General features: G+C 56.3%; 15 protein-coding genes. 5 read left to right on the plus strand and 10 right to left on the minus strand.

Annotated elements, in window-relative coordinates:
* Positions 1-10 precede the first annotated feature (10 nt).
* The 3 genes from AC0L6A_RS06310 to AC0L6A_RS06320 are packed head-to-tail and all read right to left on the minus strand — an operon-like array spanning position 11 to position 4,022.
* Positions 11-2,209: an RNA degradosome polyphosphate kinase gene (locus AC0L6A_RS06310; protein ID WP_473292924.1), complete on the minus strand. Its 2,199-nt coding sequence runs from the start codon at positions 2,207-2,209 to the stop codon at positions 11-13.
* Positions 2,210-2,250: 41 nt separating this feature from the next.
* Entirely contained in the window at positions 2,251-2,934 is a 684-nt protein-coding gene (locus tag AC0L6A_RS06315; protein WP_473292926.1) for a P-loop NTPase family protein, read from the minus strand.
* The gene (locus AC0L6A_RS06320; protein ID WP_473292927.1) at positions 2,934-4,022 is read right to left on the minus strand and encodes an AI-2E family transporter; all 1,089 of its coding nucleotides are present in this window, start codon (positions 4,020-4,022) and stop codon (positions 2,934-2,936) included. Before AC0L6A_RS06320 ends, AC0L6A_RS06315 begins: the two co-directional genes overlap by 1 nt.
* Before the next feature lie 178 nt (positions 4,023-4,200).
* Here AC0L6A_RS06320 and AC0L6A_RS06325 point away from each other — a divergent pair, with 178 nt between their 5' ends.
* The gene (locus AC0L6A_RS06325) at positions 4,201-4,392 is read left to right on the plus strand and encodes a hypothetical protein (RefSeq protein WP_473292928.1); all 192 of its coding nucleotides are present in this window, start codon (positions 4,201-4,203) and stop codon (positions 4,390-4,392) included.
* A gap of 10 nt (positions 4,393-4,402) precedes the next feature.
* On the opposite strand, the gene AC0L6A_RS06330 is transcribed toward AC0L6A_RS06325, so the two are convergent.
* The gene (locus tag AC0L6A_RS06330) at positions 4,403-5,767 is read right to left on the minus strand and encodes an FAD-dependent oxidoreductase (RefSeq protein WP_473292929.1); all 1,365 of its coding nucleotides are present in this window, start codon (positions 5,765-5,767) and stop codon (positions 4,403-4,405) included.
* 160 nt (positions 5,768-5,927) lie between these two features.
* Here AC0L6A_RS06330 and proS point away from each other — a divergent pair, with 160 nt between their 5' ends.
* Positions 5,928-7,280, plus strand: coding sequence for a proline--tRNA ligase (proS, locus tag AC0L6A_RS06335; protein WP_473292930.1), 1,353 nt, complete (start codon positions 5,928-5,930; stop codon positions 7,278-7,280).
* Positions 7,281-7,421: 141 nt separating this feature from the next.
* Complete coding sequence (locus tag AC0L6A_RS06340; protein ID WP_473292932.1) at positions 7,422-7,913, plus strand: DUF2937 family protein; 492 nt, start codon at positions 7,422-7,424, stop codon at positions 7,911-7,913.
* Positions 7,914-8,047: 134 nt separating this feature from the next.
* Here AC0L6A_RS06340 and AC0L6A_RS06345 read toward each other — a convergent pair whose 3' ends face one another.
* From AC0L6A_RS06345 to AC0L6A_RS06355, 3 genes are all read right to left on the minus strand, one after another.
* Positions 8,048-9,124: a 5-(carboxyamino)imidazole ribonucleotide synthase gene (locus tag AC0L6A_RS06345; protein ID WP_473292933.1), complete on the minus strand. Its 1,077-nt coding sequence runs from the start codon at positions 9,122-9,124 to the stop codon at positions 8,048-8,050.
* Entirely contained in the window at positions 9,117-9,605 is a 489-nt protein-coding gene (gene purE / locus AC0L6A_RS06350) for a 5-(carboxyamino)imidazole ribonucleotide mutase (protein WP_473292934.1), read from the minus strand. The genes AC0L6A_RS06345 and purE overlap by 8 nt, the downstream gene beginning before the upstream one ends.
* A 76-nt stretch (positions 9,606-9,681) precedes the next feature.
* On the minus strand, positions 9,682-9,900 hold the full coding sequence (locus AC0L6A_RS06355) for a YdcH family protein (protein WP_473292935.1): 219 nt from the start codon (positions 9,898-9,900) through the stop codon (positions 9,682-9,684).
* A 162-nt stretch (positions 9,901-10,062) separates the two neighbouring features.
* Between AC0L6A_RS06355 and AC0L6A_RS06360 the strand changes: the two genes are divergently transcribed.
* Positions 10,063-10,476: an Hsp20 family protein gene (locus tag AC0L6A_RS06360; RefSeq protein ID WP_473292936.1), complete on the plus strand. Its 414-nt coding sequence runs from the start codon at positions 10,063-10,065 to the stop codon at positions 10,474-10,476.
* A gap of 339 nt (positions 10,477-10,815) precedes the next feature.
* Positions 10,816-11,673 carry an endonuclease/exonuclease/phosphatase family protein gene (locus AC0L6A_RS06365; protein WP_473292938.1) on the plus strand — a complete coding sequence of 286 codons (858 nt, stop codon included), beginning with the start codon at positions 10,816-10,818 and terminating at the stop codon, positions 11,671-11,673.
* A 60-nt stretch (positions 11,674-11,733) separates the two neighbouring features.
* Here AC0L6A_RS06365 and AC0L6A_RS06370 read toward each other — a convergent pair whose 3' ends face one another.
* From AC0L6A_RS06370 to trxB, 3 genes are all read right to left on the minus strand, one after another.
* Positions 11,734-13,809: a bifunctional sulfate adenylyltransferase/adenylylsulfate kinase gene (locus AC0L6A_RS06370; RefSeq protein ID WP_473292939.1), complete on the minus strand. Its 2,076-nt coding sequence runs from the start codon at positions 13,807-13,809 to the stop codon at positions 11,734-11,736.
* Between the two features lie 129 nt (positions 13,810-13,938).
* On the minus strand, positions 13,939-14,382 hold the full coding sequence (locus tag AC0L6A_RS06375) for an RES family NAD+ phosphorylase (protein WP_473292941.1): 444 nt from the start codon (positions 14,380-14,382) through the stop codon (positions 13,939-13,941).
* Positions 14,379-15,320 (minus strand): thioredoxin-disulfide reductase, encoded by a 942-nt coding sequence (gene trxB / locus AC0L6A_RS06380; RefSeq protein WP_473292942.1) that lies wholly within the window; start codon positions 15,318-15,320, stop codon positions 14,379-14,381. Before trxB ends, AC0L6A_RS06375 begins: the two co-directional genes overlap by 4 nt.
* Between the last annotated feature and the right edge of the window lie 120 nt (positions 15,321-15,440).

Here is a 15,440-nt window from a genome sequence, read left to right on the forward strand (position 1 = left end):
CTGACATTACTCAATCTTGTGAATGTGTTAGTTCAGGTACGTCAGATGCCCCGGCAGAGCCGCGCCCCGACAGCGACGGGTTCTCCATGAAAAACCTGTGGCAGTTGAAGGGACGTTCGATGCGTTCAAGGTCTGCACGGGCGAATTTGCCATCCGCACCCATCACCCAGCTTTGGGCAACATCTGCAAGGTTGGCGGCCATAATCTGACTGACGATCTGTGCTTTCACCGTGGCATTCTTGATTTCGACCAGTGTTTCGACGCGGCGGTTCAAGTTGCGTCCCATCCAGTCCGCAGACGAAATGTAGACACGCGCCTTTTTCGACGGAAGGCCATGGCCATTCCCAAAGCAGACAATGCGAGAGTGTTCAAGGAACCGTCCCACGATGGATTTAACGCGGATGTTTTCGGACAGACCCTTGATGCCGGGGCGCAAGCCGCAAATTCCACGCACCACAAGGCTGATTTTCACGCCGGCTTGCGACGCTTCGTAAAGCGCGTCGATGACATCCGGTTCGACCAGAGAATTCATCTTTGCCCAGATCTGCGCGGGCTTCCCAGCCTTTGCGAACTCGGCCTCCATCTCGATCCGCTTGATCAAGGTGGATTTGAGGTCGAGAGGTGAGATGGCAAGATTCTCAAGGCTTTGCGGTTCGGCATAGCCCGACAGGTAGTTGAAAACGCGGGTCGCATCACGCCCTAGCGCGGTGTCGCAGGTAAACAGACTGAGATCGGTATAAATGCGCGCCGTGATCGGGTGATAGTTGCCGGTGCCGTAGTGCGTATAGGTGACCAGCTCGTCCCCTTCGCGACGTACGACGGTCGAGATTTTGGCGTGTGTTTTGTAGTTGATGAAGCCATAGGTGACATGTGCACCCGCGCGCTCTAACCGACGGGATTGGCGAATATTCGCGGCTTCATCAAAGCGGGCTTTCAGTTCAACCAATGCAGTGACGGATTTGCCGTCTTCGGCGGCTTCACACAGCGCCTTCACGATTGGGCTGTCATGTGAGGTGCGATAAAGCGTTTGTTTGATCGCCACCACATTCGGATCACGGGCGGCCTGATGCAGAAAACGCACCACCATGTCGAAGGTTTCGTACGGGTGATGCAGCAACATGTCCTTTTGACGGATTGCCGCAAACATGTCGCCTTCATGGTCTTGCACACGTTCGGGCACGCGTGGGGTGAAACTGGGCCAAAGAAGATCAGGGCGGTCTTTCAGAACCAGTTCGCCCAAATCTGCCATGCCGATCATACCGTCTGCTTCAACGATCTCGTGGTCCGAAATGCGCAGCTCGCGTTTGATCATGGATAGCAATGCGGATGGGGCGCCGGATGTGATCTTAAGGCGCACGACGCCACCCCTGCGGCGGCGTTTCAGCGCGGTTTCAAACTCGCGCACCAGATCTTCGGCTTCATCTTCGACCTCGAGATCGCTGTCACGCAGAATACGGAACGCGCAATGCCCTTTTTCCACGTAACCGGGGAATAGCGAGCCAAGATGTTCTAGCAGCAGGTCTTCCAGCGGCAGGAACCGGACCTGGCCGTCTTCGGCGGGCAGGGCAACAAAGCGGTCGATCTGTTGCGGGATCGGCAGCAAAGCTTTCAGCTTCTGCTTGTCTTTCGCGCGTTCCAACTGAAGCGCCAGCGAAAAGCCGGTGTTTGGAATGAACGGGAAGGGGTGGGCCGGGTCGATGGCAAGCGGGGACAGGACCGGGAACACCTGCGACAGAAACACCTGATCCAGATGGGCGCGGTCCGCATCGTTCAGGTCTTCACGGCGGGCAATGATGATCCCGGTCTCGCGCATTTCGCGCGACAGGGTATCAAACACGGTTTGTTGGCGCGCCATCAGCGCACGGGCGTCTGCGTCAATCAACTTCAACTGCGCGGCTGGGCTAATCCCATCTGCGGCAGGCGTGGACACACCTTCGCGCACAAGTTCGCGCAAGCCTGCCACACGCACGGTGTAGAACTCGTCCAGATTGGTGGCCGAAATTGACAGAAAACGCAGGCGCTCAAGCAAGGGCACTCGTTTGTTTTCAGCTTCTTCCAGCACACGCCAGTTGAACCCCAGCCAGCTTAGCTCTCTGTTAAAGAAGCGCTTTGGGCCTGCAAATTCTTCCTCGGGCAGCGTTATGGCGGCCGGGAAATCAGCAGAGAGGAAATCAACAAGAGGTATTTCTGGTGTATTGGACGTATTCATGACGGCACTCTATCGTGGGAAAGTGTGACGGGAAGGTGACGTTATGCCCTGTTTTCAGGGGATTTGTCCAGAACACGTGCGGCCAATGTGCGTGTCACTGCGCGGCCCTGGGAAAGGGCGGCTTGATCCAAGATTGAAACCAATTCTGCGGCTTCTGCCAACGAACGTTCCATTCGGGGCAGAAGATAGTCGATCAGATTGGCGGGTACCGTAATCTGTCGATCGTGAAATAGTTTGACCAGCACGGCTGACAAAAGCATGTCGTCGGGGGGATCAAGCCTTGCAAGCGTCGTTCCCTCCATTCGACTTTTCAGATCAGGCAGGGACAGTCCCCAGCGCGACGGAGCGGTGCGGGCCGTGATCAGCAGCGAGCCACCTTCGGCGAGAACCAGATTGTGCAGGTGGAACAGGGCGTTTTCCGCGTCCGCATCACCCGCAATCAGATCAGCATCTTCCACGGCAATGGAAAGGCCCGCCAGATCTTCGATCTTGGTTTGTGGCAGGGCGCTTGCGGCTAGGATGCGCGCGCCAGACATGCCTGCCCACACATGGGTTAGATGGGTTTTCCCGGTGCCAGTGTCACCCGCAAGAACCAGCTTACGATTGGGCCAGTTTTCCCAAGTTTCAATCGTAGCCATAGCGTTCGCATTTGACGAGGTCACAAGAAAGTCGTCCAACCCCTGCGCCGGATGCGCGGGCAGGTCAAAGGTCAGCTGTTGGGCCATTAGTCCGCGATGTCCTCGTCCAGCACGGATTGTTGCCCGGTAATACCCTGATAGAGCCGCCCCGCCTGATAGCGTGCGATGAAGAAGCGCGTGACCACCCCGATGACGGCGGCGACCGGTACGGCAACCAGCATCCCAACAAAGCCGAACAAAGATCCAAAGACGGACAACGCAAACAATAGCCAGACAGGATGCAGCCCCACCGATTTGCCCACCAGTTTTGGTGTAAGTATGTTCCCTTCAAGAAACTGCCCCAGCATGAAAATCGCGGCCACAGCACCAAGGCTCCACCATTCGCCCCAGAACTGGAACAAGCCCAGTCCGATGGCGAGCGCACCTCCTACAAGGGCTCCGACGTAGGGAATGAAAGTGATCAGCCCTGCAATGAAGCCAACAACCAGGCCAAACTGCAATCCGACCAACATCAGGGCAACGGCGTAGTAGGTGCCAAGGACAATACAAACAGAGCCTTGCCCGCGAATGAAGCTGGCCAATGTGCGGTTGATATCGCTGGCGATTTGGCGGATCGCGGGGCGATGATCCAGGGGCAATAAGCCGTCGACCTTCTCAACCATGCGGTCCCAATCGAGCAGCATATAGAAGGCTACTACCGGCGTGACCACCAGAAGGATCACTATGTTGATGACGCTCATGGCCGAGCTGAGAAGCGTGCCAACAAGTTCGCCGCCACGCTCTTGAATTTTTTGCCCAAGACTTTCCAATGACTGCCGTAGGGTAGAGCTTTCGTCCATCAAAGAGGGGAAGCGCTCTGTCAGGAATGCCTGCAATTCGCGCAGCAAATCCGGTGCGGCATTGGCCAATGCAATGGCTTGAGACACTAAAGTAGGAACAACCAAAAGGAAGCCCAAGATCACCACAAGAACAGCCAGTAACGAGATGACGACCGTTGCCGTCACTCGTGAAAATCCTGCCTTTTCAAGGCGGTCGGCCACCGGGTCAAGGAAGTATGCAACCGCCCCTCCCAAAATGAAGGGCATGATCACATCACCCAAAAACCACAGGGCAAGGGCCAGAATTGCAATGGCGATCGACCAGTATTTGGCCTGTGTCTGAACGGGAAGCGGCATGGTGGCTCCGACAAATGAACTTTCTTCTATGTCGCCTAAGCTAAAGGGTATTTCAAGGGCTGGGCGACCTCAGGTGTGAACGACCTTCGGCAGGTTATAGCTCTTACTGCGTTTTCTTGCTTGCACTTATGCCCCTAATTGCGGTCAACCTAGGTTGATGTTCCTGAAAGGACGACTGATGAAAAAGACTGCTTTTGCCGTAATTGCCATGTCGCTGGTACTTTCCGCTTGTGAAGGGCATCAATACGAACCGAGAGAGCCTGGTGTTAGCGTGTCAGGCGAATCTGGGTTCGGGGTGAAATACGAAGATGGCACCGTAACGCCGCATACCGAAACCAAAGTGACGGTCAGTATAGGGGGTTCGATCTAGGGGTATGGGCCTAGTCAATGCGAACACCTTGTCGTTTTAGCTCTGTCTGAACGGCCACCAAGCTGACATTTCCCAGTTCCACGCGGTGTTTGACCGACAACGCAGCAGCGATGCCCGCGCCTTGTCCGGCAACAGCACAGCACGCCATGTTGCGTGTGGCGGCGTGAGCAATCTTGTCACCGCCAATTGCGCGCCCGGAGACCAACAGCCCTTCGACCCCTTTTGGCAACATCGCGCGATATGGCACCTGCATATATCGACCTGTCGTCGGCAAGATCAGCACGCCATAGCCATCGATGAACTCAGGATAAATGCCGATTGTGTCCTCGAACCGTCCCTGCGCGCGCACATCGGCTTCTGTCATATTGTACTGGGCATCAATTTTGCGCGTGTCACGAATGCCGATGGTCATGCCGAAATTGCGAAGCCGCGCCCCTTCGCAGCCCGGCGTATAGGCACGCAACGCATCAATAGCGAGCATGGCTTGCTTGCGTCCCTCAATCTCGCCTTTCGTCATGCTGTCGGGGTCGGTGCCGTCGATGCCGGCCAGATGAACGAGGTTCATATAGGTCATCTCGCCGCTATCATGCACCGCGCCCCAAGTGCCGCCGATCGTATTCAAGTGGGGCGGGATCAGACCATCGCGGATCGCAGCCTCGAACGGTTTGCCAAGGAAGGGTGAGTACATGGTGTCCTCCTTGCCGTCCGTTTCCACCTGCCATTCACCCGAAGACCAGTCCGCATAGGTCTGAGGGTCCGCGCGTATGCCTTCCATGAAACGTTGCTTGTCCACGCCAGCGATGTGGAACATGACGGATGCCGCCTGCATCTCCTCCACTGGGGTTTTGACGCAGGGTGCGTCCATCAACTGGGCAATGTCCGCATCACCTGTCGCGTCGACTACGCGTTTGGCTAGGATCGCCTCGCGTCCTGCTTTGCTTTCGACGATCACACCAATGATGGCGTTGCCTTCGGTAATGGGCGCCACAAAAGTGCGGTGCAGCATCGGGTGGATGCTGGCTTCTTCCACCAACCGATCAGCAACCAGTTTGAACCCTTCGCTGTCCAGCTCGTAGCTCAGCGATTGGCTTTCAGGGACGGCAGCGCCCATTGCCTTTGCACGATCTTCAAACTCGCGTCCGATCCCGCCAGCTTCCACGGTATCTTCATGGCGATACCAGGCGAAACCTTCGACCCCAACGGTCGTAATGTTGCCACCAAAACAACCAAACCGATCCAGCAATGTAACCTCGACGCCAGCGCGTGCGGCAGCAAGTGCCGCTGCCAAACCACCTGGCCCCGAACCGACCACCAACACATCAGTGCAGTGGATGACGGGGGTCATGCGGGCGGGCTCCATAATGGCGTTGGTCATATAGCACTCCTTTGGTGATGAAGAGTGCAAGGCGTCGCGGGGATTGCCAAGCAGGTTTGCGACGATGTGCGGTCGTATTCGAACATGTGGCATTGGGCGATTGCCCCGACCCGCACGATGGCTTAGACCGCTTGGGATACATAAACGAACTGAGGTCGACATGCGCCTGTCCCGCTATTTCCTGCCCGTGCTGAAAGAAACCCCGGCTGATGCCCAAATTGTCAGCCACCGCTACATGCTGCGTGCCGGTATGATCAAACAGCAAGCGGCTGGAATATACACTTGGTTGCCATTGGGCTTTAAAGTCCTGCGCAAGATCGAAAACATTGTTCACGAAGAACAAATTCGTGCCGGGCATGTTCCCATGCAGATGGCGACGATCCAACCTGCTGATTTGTGGCGCGAGAGCGGTCGATACGAAGACTATGGCGAAGAAATGCTGCGCATCGAAGACCGCCATGGACGTGACATGCTTTATGGCCCCACAAACGAAGAGGTCATCACCGACGTTTTCCGCAGCCACGTAAACAGCTACAAAGACCTGCCGCTGACGCTGTATCAAATTCAGTGGAAGTTCCGCGATGAAATTCGTCCGCGTTTTGGCGTGATGCGGGGCCGCGAATTCTACATGAAAGATGGCTACAACTTCGACCTGACCAAGGAAGATGCCCTGCACGCCTATAACCGCCATCTGGTAAGCTATCTGCGCACCTATGAGCGTATGGGCCTGCAAGCGATCCCGATGCGTGCGGACAGTGGTCCGATTGGCGGCGACGACACCCATGAATTCCTCGTGCTGGCAGAAACTGGTGAAAGCGAAGTCTTCTATGACAGCGCGGTGACCGATCTGACCTTTGGCGATCGTGACATCGACTATGATGACGTGGCGCAATGTCAGGGTGTGATGGAGGAGTTCACCTCGAAATACGCCCGCACCGATGAAACCCATGACGAAGCCAAGTTCAACGAAGTGCCGGAAGAGCGCCGCCGCGTGGCCCGCGGCATTGAGGTTGGCCAGATCTTCTATTTCGGCACCAAGTATTCCGAAAGCATGGGCGCGAAAGTTGTGGACAAGGATCAGAACCACGTTCCGGTTCACATGGGATCGCACGGCATTGGTGTTAGCCGTCTTCTGGGCGCCATTATCGAAGCCAGCCACGACGATAAGGGCATTATCTGGCCCGAAGGCGTTACCCCATTCCATGTTGGCATTGTGAACCTGAAGCAGGGTGATGACGAGGCTGACGCTGCCTGTGACGCACTTTACAAAGCTATCACTAAGGCCGGGCTTGAGCCGCTATATGATGACCGTAAGGAACGTGCCGGCGGGAAGTTCGCCACCATGGATCTGATCGGCCTGCCTTGGCGGATCACCGTTGGCCCGCGCGGCCTCAAAAACGGTGTTGTAGAGCTGACCTGCCGTCGTACAGGTGAAAGCGAAGAGCTGTCGCCCGAGGCAGCAATCGCCAAAGTCATCGAGATTTACGAGTCGCACCACGTTCGCGGCATCTGATCCACATTAGTTTCCTTAGAACGGCGCGCAGTTATGTGCGCCGTTTTTCGTTTTGCGGGGACGTAATCCGTCCGCTCCCCTTGACCTGAGCACGGTGCTTTGGGATTCTCGTGACAAAATAATGTAAGAGCGGTGAGGTAAATGATTAAAACACTGGCAATGATCGGCGGTCTGGCGGGCGCAGTGGCGATGAGCCAGTTTCCCGAGTTTACGCAGCAATACATGCAACGCCTGTCCGGTGCGCGTACCGAGCTTAAAGTGATCACCGCAGGGTTCGATCTGACAGCGAAGGCTGCTGGTTTCACACGTGAAGAAGCTCTGGACAAAATGGGTGGTTCAGAGTTTCAGAATGATCTGCGCAATCAGATGCAAGACAGTTTCGGCCGCTACGAACGGCTGGACGGGTCCTATACCGCCCTCAAAGGAACCGAACCATTGATGCGCCTAACCAAGCTTTGGCATTTCCGGGATACGGATTTGGTCCAAAGGACGTGGGACGAATACCGCCCCGCCGTGCCCGTCACTGCAGACGGGCTGCTTTGTGCCGGGATTGGCTTTATTGGGGGATGGTTGATCGTATCACTGCTGCTTGGCGCATTCCTGCGACCGTTCCGCAGAACCGCCCGATCCTGATCAACACCTACACGCAGGGTTCAACAAACCAGCGCGATCATAAATCCCGGTTCAGCCAGAGCTTGAACCTGTGGAAAAGCGGAATCGCCATGGCAGATTAGGTAACGCCGCTGCCAATCAAAAGTTCGATATCTTCAAGATTGGCGGGCCGCGATGCGGTTCACATGGCCCATCTTGCGACCGGGTTTCGTTTCGGCCTTTCCGTAAAGGTGCAAAGATGCATTTCCTTCGCGGGCGATCTCGGAAATGCGATCCATGTCGTCGCCGATCAAGTTCTCCATCACCACATCAGCGAACCGTGACCCGTCACCCAGCGGCCATCCGGCCACGGCGCGGATATGCTGTTCAAACTGATCAATGGTGCAACCTTGCTGCGTCCAGTGGCCAGAATTGTGCACGCGCGGGGCGATCTCGTTCACGATCAATCCTTGCGGCGTGACGAAAAGCTCGACCCCCATGACGCCGACGTAGTCCAGTGCATTCAGGATGTTAGCTGCCAGAAGAACGGCGTCCATGCGTTGCGATGCGGTAAGGTTGGCAGGCACGGTGGTGGTGTCCAGAATGCCGTCTTTATGAACGTTTTGACCGGGATCAAAACAGGCCACGTCGCCGCCAATACCACGCGCTGCGATCACGCTGACCTCATGAGAAAAGTCAATGAACCCCTCCAACACAGAAGGGGCACCCTGCATATCGGCCAAGGCCGTTTCCGCGTCAGCGGACGTCATGATCCGCGCCTGACCTTTGCCGTCATACCCAAAGCGGCGGGTCTTAAGGATCGAAGGCGCGCCGATTGTGTCCAGCGCTTGCGTCAGATCGTCAGGGCATTCGATATTGGCGTATGGGGCTACCTTCAGGCCGAGACCTGACAGGAAGTCCTTTTCGGTCAAACGGTCCTGACTGACACGTAATGCCTCGCGACCGGGGCGGATTGGCTTATGTGCTTCCAAAACATCCAGCGCTTCGGTCGGGATATTCTCGAACTCATAGGTGATGACATCAACCGAGGCTGCGAAGGCCTGAAGTGCTGCGACATCGTCATAGCCTGCAGTGGTCACACGATCTGCAACCTGACCTGCGGGTGGGTTCGCGCCGGGTTCGAAAATATGTGTTTTGAAACCAAGCCGAGAGGCCGCAACAGACAGCATACGGCCCAGCTGCCCGCCACCCAGAATACCAATGGTCGCGCCGGTTGAAAGCATATCAGTCATCAGAAGGCTCATCCGGGATCGAGGCGGAAAGCGCATCGCGCCAAGCGTCCAGCCGTTCGGCTAGGGCGGCATCTGAAACAGCCAGAATGCCAGCGGCCATCAGGCCCGCATTGGCAGCACCGGCAGCACCGATGGCCATCGTTGCAACCGGAAAGCCTTTAGGCATCTGTACGATGGAGTAAAGGCTGTCGACGCCAGATAAGGCACGGGTCTGCACTGGCACACCGACAACAGGCACGCGGGTCTTAGATGCCATCATGCCCGGCAAATGTGCGGCTCCGCCGGCACCTGCGATGATCACATGCAGGCCACGATCTGCGGCTGTTTTGCCGTAATCCCACAAACGATCTGGTGTGCGGTGTGCGGACACAATCTTGGCTTCATAGGCGATGCCCAGTTCGTCCAGAATGGTGGCGGCTTCCTTCATCGTGGGCCAATCCGATTGGCTGCCCATAATGATCCCGACTTTCACATCCGTCATGCTTCCCTCGCATCCTTTGCGTCAGTTGGCGCTTCCTTACAGGTTACACGCCCCCTGATGCAATGCTGCGTTGCAATCAGGCAATGATATCGGGGGTTAATTGATCTTCGATCCGCGTAATTTTGTCTTTTAGCGACAGTTTTTGCTTTTTCAGGCGTCGCAGGCGCAGCTGATCCGCACGGCCGCTTTCTTCAAGGGCGTGGATGGCTTCGTCTAGATCGCGATGTTCGGCACGGAAGACCTCAAGCTCTACACGGAGCACATCGTCGGTCTTCATTTCCTTGGCATTGCTCATTTTCGAGTCGTTCTCGTTGCGTGGTCGCCCAAGCATAACGCCAGACTGTCGTGATCGCCAAGTAAAAGCCGCCTTGCAACTGACTGGTTCGGCTCCCATATTCTGGGGGTGGTTGCCTTTTATGGGGCCATTCAAACGTGTCGCTTATTCAAGGACGTGTCTATGACGAAGATGAGCTTGGGAACGCACCCCTTTTTACTGGGGTTTGAGCAGCTGGAACGCATGGTCGAACAGGCCGCGAAATCTGGCAAAGATGGCTATCCGCCTTTCAACATCGAACAGGTGTCAGATCACGCTTACCGGATCACGCTTGCCGTGGCCGGGTTCGCGGATGAAGATCTGTCGATCACCGTTGAGAACGCCAAACTGGTGATCCGTGGTGCGCAAAGCGAAAACGTCGAAGGGCGCGTATTCCTTCACCGTGGCATCGCAGCACGTCAGTTTATGAAAAGCTTTGTGCTGGCTGACGGGGTTGAGGTGTCTGGTGCGAAAACCGAAAACGGTCTTTTGCATATCGACCTAGAACGCGCAGAGCCTGAAACTGTGGTTCAGACAATTACAATCAACAAGCAATAAGCCCCAAGAATAAGGGCTTACCGGGTTTTCACCGGTGACGTGAAGAATCGTGCTATTCTTGCTGAAGTTGTTTTCAGGAGGAATTTGTCATGGCCCGTGCAAATATGCGCGATTTAAGTTTTGCGACGATCAATCTTTTCAATCTGCAGGTCCCCGGCAGGATCACCTATTCCAACCGTCCCCATATAGAAGACGATGATGAAGGGCGGGCCTATTATCAGCGCAAAATCAAGTGGACCGCGGCGCGTCTGAAAGAAGTCGACGCTGAGATCATCGCCTTTCAAGAGCTTTGGTCCGTTCTGGCCTTGCGGGAATGTTTTGCCGAGGCAGGATTGACCAATGACTATGACCTTGTGGCACGTGATGCGCCGGGCCGGGGGCGGCCTCAGGTCGCGTTGGCAGTACGCAAAGACCGGCATCGAGGTATCTCAGCTGGTCCAAGGCGGTTGGCACGCCGATTTCCCACCGCAGTTTCGGTTCGACAAGGTGCGCGAAACCGCAGGCGCCGAGGAAGAAATCACCATCACTATCAACAAATTCTCGCGCCCCCTGTTGATTGCCAAGATCCAGCCGGAAGGGGACGGTCCGACCCCGCCGGAAGTGACCGTCGTTGTGGCACATCTGAAATCCAAGGGACCGGCCCGCGTGTCTTTTGCCCAGCCGCAACCGATCATCCTGCAACACCACGCCAAACATGCGAAATCCACGCTGGCCCATATCCGGCGGGTGATGGAGGCGGGCGCGCTTCGGGTGCTTTTGGACAGTTGGATGAAGTCAGAAGAAGATCACGATATCTCGCCCACCATTGTGATGGGGGATCTGAACGATGATACGATGTCTGTGACGAACGAGCTGATATCTGATCAACCAACCTATCGCGTGATCCAGAAAAGCAGGGCGGGGTTGTCGGCGGATAAGGGGCTTTATTCCGTCGAACGGCTGCAACAATACCGGTCGATGCGGCATGTCTATTACACGCATGTTTACAAACATAAACGCGAAAGCCTTGACCATATTCTGGTCAGCGAGGAGTTCTATGACCATTCCCGCAAACGGCTGTGGTCCTTCCGCGAGATGGAAGTGATCAACGACCATCTAAACCGTGAAAACTTTGAAGAGGAGCTGGGCGCGTCCGATCATGGGATCGTGAAAGCCTATTTCGACTGGAATCCGATGCCGGATGGGTTGACCAGCTGAGGCCTGCCCAACGAAAAAGCCCGGCGCAATGGCCGGGCTTTTTCTTAGGTGTCTAAGAGATCAGGCTTTCACCAGACCCATGCTTTCCAGCTTCAACAGAACCTGGTGGGCGCAGTTGTCGACGTCCACGTTCTCAGTCTCAACCGACAGTTCAGGGCTTGCCGGTACGTCATAGGAATCCGAGATGCCGGTGAACTCTTTGATTTTGCCTTCGCGGGCCAGCTTATAAAGGCCTTTGCGGTCACGGCGTTCACATTCCTCGATCGAGGTCGCGACGTGTACTTCAACGAAGGCACCGAAGGCTTCGATGTCTTCACGCACGGCACGACGGGTGGTCGCATAGGGCGCGATGGGCGCACAGATGGCGATGCCGCCGTTCTTGGTGATTTCCGACGCGACATAACCGATGCGGCGGATGTTCAGGTCGCGGTGCTCTTTCGAGAAGCCAAGCTCGCTCGACAGGTTCTTACGAACGATATCGCCGTCCAGCAGCGTCACAGGGCGACCACCCTGTTCCATTAGCTTCACCATCAGCGCGTTGGCGATGGTCGACTTGCCCGAACCCGAGAAGCCCGTGAAGAACACGGTGAAACCTTGCTTGGCACGCGGCGGCTTGGTGCGGCGCAGTTCTTTGACCACTTCGGGGAAAGAGAACCACTCGGGGATCTCAAGCCCTTCGGACAGGCGGCGGCGCAGCTCGGTGCCCGAGATGTTCAGGATGGTGATGTCATCTTTGTCCTGAATTTCGTCGATTGCTTCATATTGTGCGCGTTCCTGAACCCAAACCATGTGTTTGAAGTCGACCATCTCGCAGCCGATTTCCGATTGGTTGGCGCGGTACAGTTCTTGCGCGTCATAGGGGCCGTAGAAGTCATCACCGGCCGAGTTCTTTCCGGGACCAGCGTGGTCGCGACCCACGATGAAGTGGGTGCAACCGTGGTTGGCGCGGATCAGACCGTGCCACACAGCCTCACGTGGGCCAGCCATACGCATGGCAAGGTTCAGAAGGCTCATGTTTGTGGTCGATGCTGGGTATTTGTCCAGAACAGCCTCGTAGCAGCGCACGCGGGTGAAGTGGTCCACGTCGCCCGGCTTGGTCATACCAACAACCGGATGGATTAGCAGGTTGGCCTGCGCTTCTTTCGCGGCGCGGAAGGTCAGTTCCTGGTGCGCGCGGTGCAGTGGGTTGCGGGTTTGGAACGCAACAATTTTGCGCCAGCCCAGCTTGCGAAAATAGGCGCGCAATTCGTTCGGAGTGTCGCGGCTGCCGCGGAAGTCATAGTGAACGGGCTGCTGAATGCCGACAACTGGGCCACCCAGATAGATCTTGCCAGCTTCGTTGTGCAGATAGTTCACAGCCGGATGGGCATCGTCGTCCGCGCCAAAGACCTTCTCGGCCTCATTGGCTTTGTTAGGTTCCCAGCGGTCTGTGACGGTCATGGTCGCAAGGATCACGCCTTCCTGATCGCGCAGGGCAATGTCTTGTCCCAGTTCGATCGACTGGGCGAAATCCTCGGACACGTCCAGCGTGATTGGCATCGGCCAAAGTGACCCGTCGGCCATGCGCATGTTTTCAACAACACCGTTATAGTCTTCCTCGGACAGGAAGCCTTTCAGCGGGTTGAAGCCACCGTTCATCAGCAGCTCAAGATCGCAGATCTGGCGCGGGGTCAGATCGTGGCTGGTCAGGTCAGCCGCTTCGACTTTCAGCTTCAGCGCGCTTTCGTGGCTGACATAAAGCTCGGGAATAGGAGCAAGATTGTTTTCCATAAGATTGGTCCTGTGTTTAAGCGGAACCAGGCCGCTGGTTGTACCGGTTAGTTCCGCGTGCAATGCGTCATATTCTGCAAGCTTGCGGGTCAAAAAAATGTCTGTGAGCCGCATCTTTTCCGAAGCGCCTCGTGCGGTTAGCGAATACGCAAACCGTTGGCGTTTATCAGGTCCGGCCCGTTCACTAATAGTGATCAGGCCAGCCTCGGCTGCGGTGCGTAAAAGCGCATTCAGCCGACCCAACGAAGTTCCAATCGCAGCAGCGATCGCGCGTTGCGAAGCTTCCGGCGCCGTATCGAGTTGGCGCAGAAGGCGGAAGAGTTGATCTTCCTCGTCCGGATTGGGCTTTGTTACGGGCAACGACATAACTGACGACTCAAAGTGTGTTCACGCGTGAACACATCGCATGGATTTCTGCGAGCGCAAAGTGTTTTTTACGGGGAAATCATGAAAATTTTGAACGTGGCCCGCTGGCAACGTAAGAAATTCCGCTGTTTACATGGGGAAGGGCAGGGGGGTGCCCGATTGCTGTAAGGCGTGCGGAAGGTCAGTAAAAACGACGAGGTGAGTCAGCTCTGGGCGCGAGCGCGAGGAATAGAGCGCCCCCTGCGCTCCTGCTTTGCGCGCTGCATCCGACAGCTCCCACGTAGACGGGATTTGTCCGAGCGCTCGTTCATCTTGCCACACGACCGATGCCTCTGACTGTCCGCGCAGATCGGCCACATGGTCCAATGACACCGACAGCGGAACGATGTGCCGCGGAGCCTCTTCGTCACCTAAGTATCGTTTGATCGCGACGCCGCAGCCTTCTGGCGTCAACGAGGTATAAATCGCGAACTGGCCTGAATGATGAAACCGTCCTTCAGGCGAGCGTACAGGCAACAGCGCATCTTGATCTGTGAAGACCAACCGATACGCGTTGCCTGTGAAGGGGATCACTCTTGTTCGGCCAAGAAATGCTCGGCTTCCAGCGCGGCCATACAGCCCATTCCGGCCGAGGTGACAGCCTGACGATATTTATGGTCCGTCAGGTCACCCGCTGCAAAGACGCCCGGCACGGATGTGGCAGTCGAATCCGGTTTGGTGACAACGTAGCCGCCCATATGGGTTTCCAGTGTGTCTTTCACCAGCTCGTTTGCTGGGGCGTGGCCGATGGCGATGAAAACGCCCTTTGCAGGGATTTCGGTAACTTCGCCGGTTTCGACATGTTTGGCACGAACGCCAGTGACGCCAAGCGGGTTATCGTCGCCCACAACCTCTTCGAGTTGGTGATCCCATAGCGGAACGATCTTTTCGTTTTTCATCAAACGTTCGATCAGGATCTTCTCGGCGCGCAGCGTGTCGCGGCGGTGGATCAAGGTCACTTTCGATGCGAACTTGGTCAGGAACAGTGCTTCTTCCACAGCGGTGTTTCCGCCGCCCACAACGACGATTTCGTCGCCGCGATAGAAGAACCCGTCACAGGTTGCACAGGCAGACACGCCGAAGCCCTTAAACTTCTCTTCGCTCTCCAGCCCCAACCACTTGGCGCGTGCGCCTGTGGCCAGAATGACGGCGTCGGCGGTGTAGGTCGTGCCGCTGTCGCCCTTTGCGATGAAGGGACGTTTTGAGATGTCGAGGTCAACAATAATGTCACCGATCACTTCGGTGCCCATCGCGCGGGCGTGCTCTTCCATCTTCATCATCAGCTCTGGACCTTGGATGTCGATGAAGGAGGGATAGTTCTCAACCTCGGTTGTGGTGGTCAACTGGCCACCCGGTTCAATCCCCTGCACAAGGATCGGGTCCAACAGGGCGCGCGACGCGTATACGCCAGCAGTGTAACCGGCTGGGCCGGAGCCGATGATCAGGACTTTGGTGTGACGAGTCTCGGACATGGATATTTCCTTGAGCATTCTTGTTTCGTGTCGCATATAAGCGTGCCGAGCCTGTAATGAAAGGCCATTGCGGGTCGGATGCAAGCCAATGTTGCAACCGCGCAGGACGCGCCCGGCAAG

The sequence above is a fragment of the Aliiroseovarius sp. D2-2 genome (genome assembly GCF_055809455.1).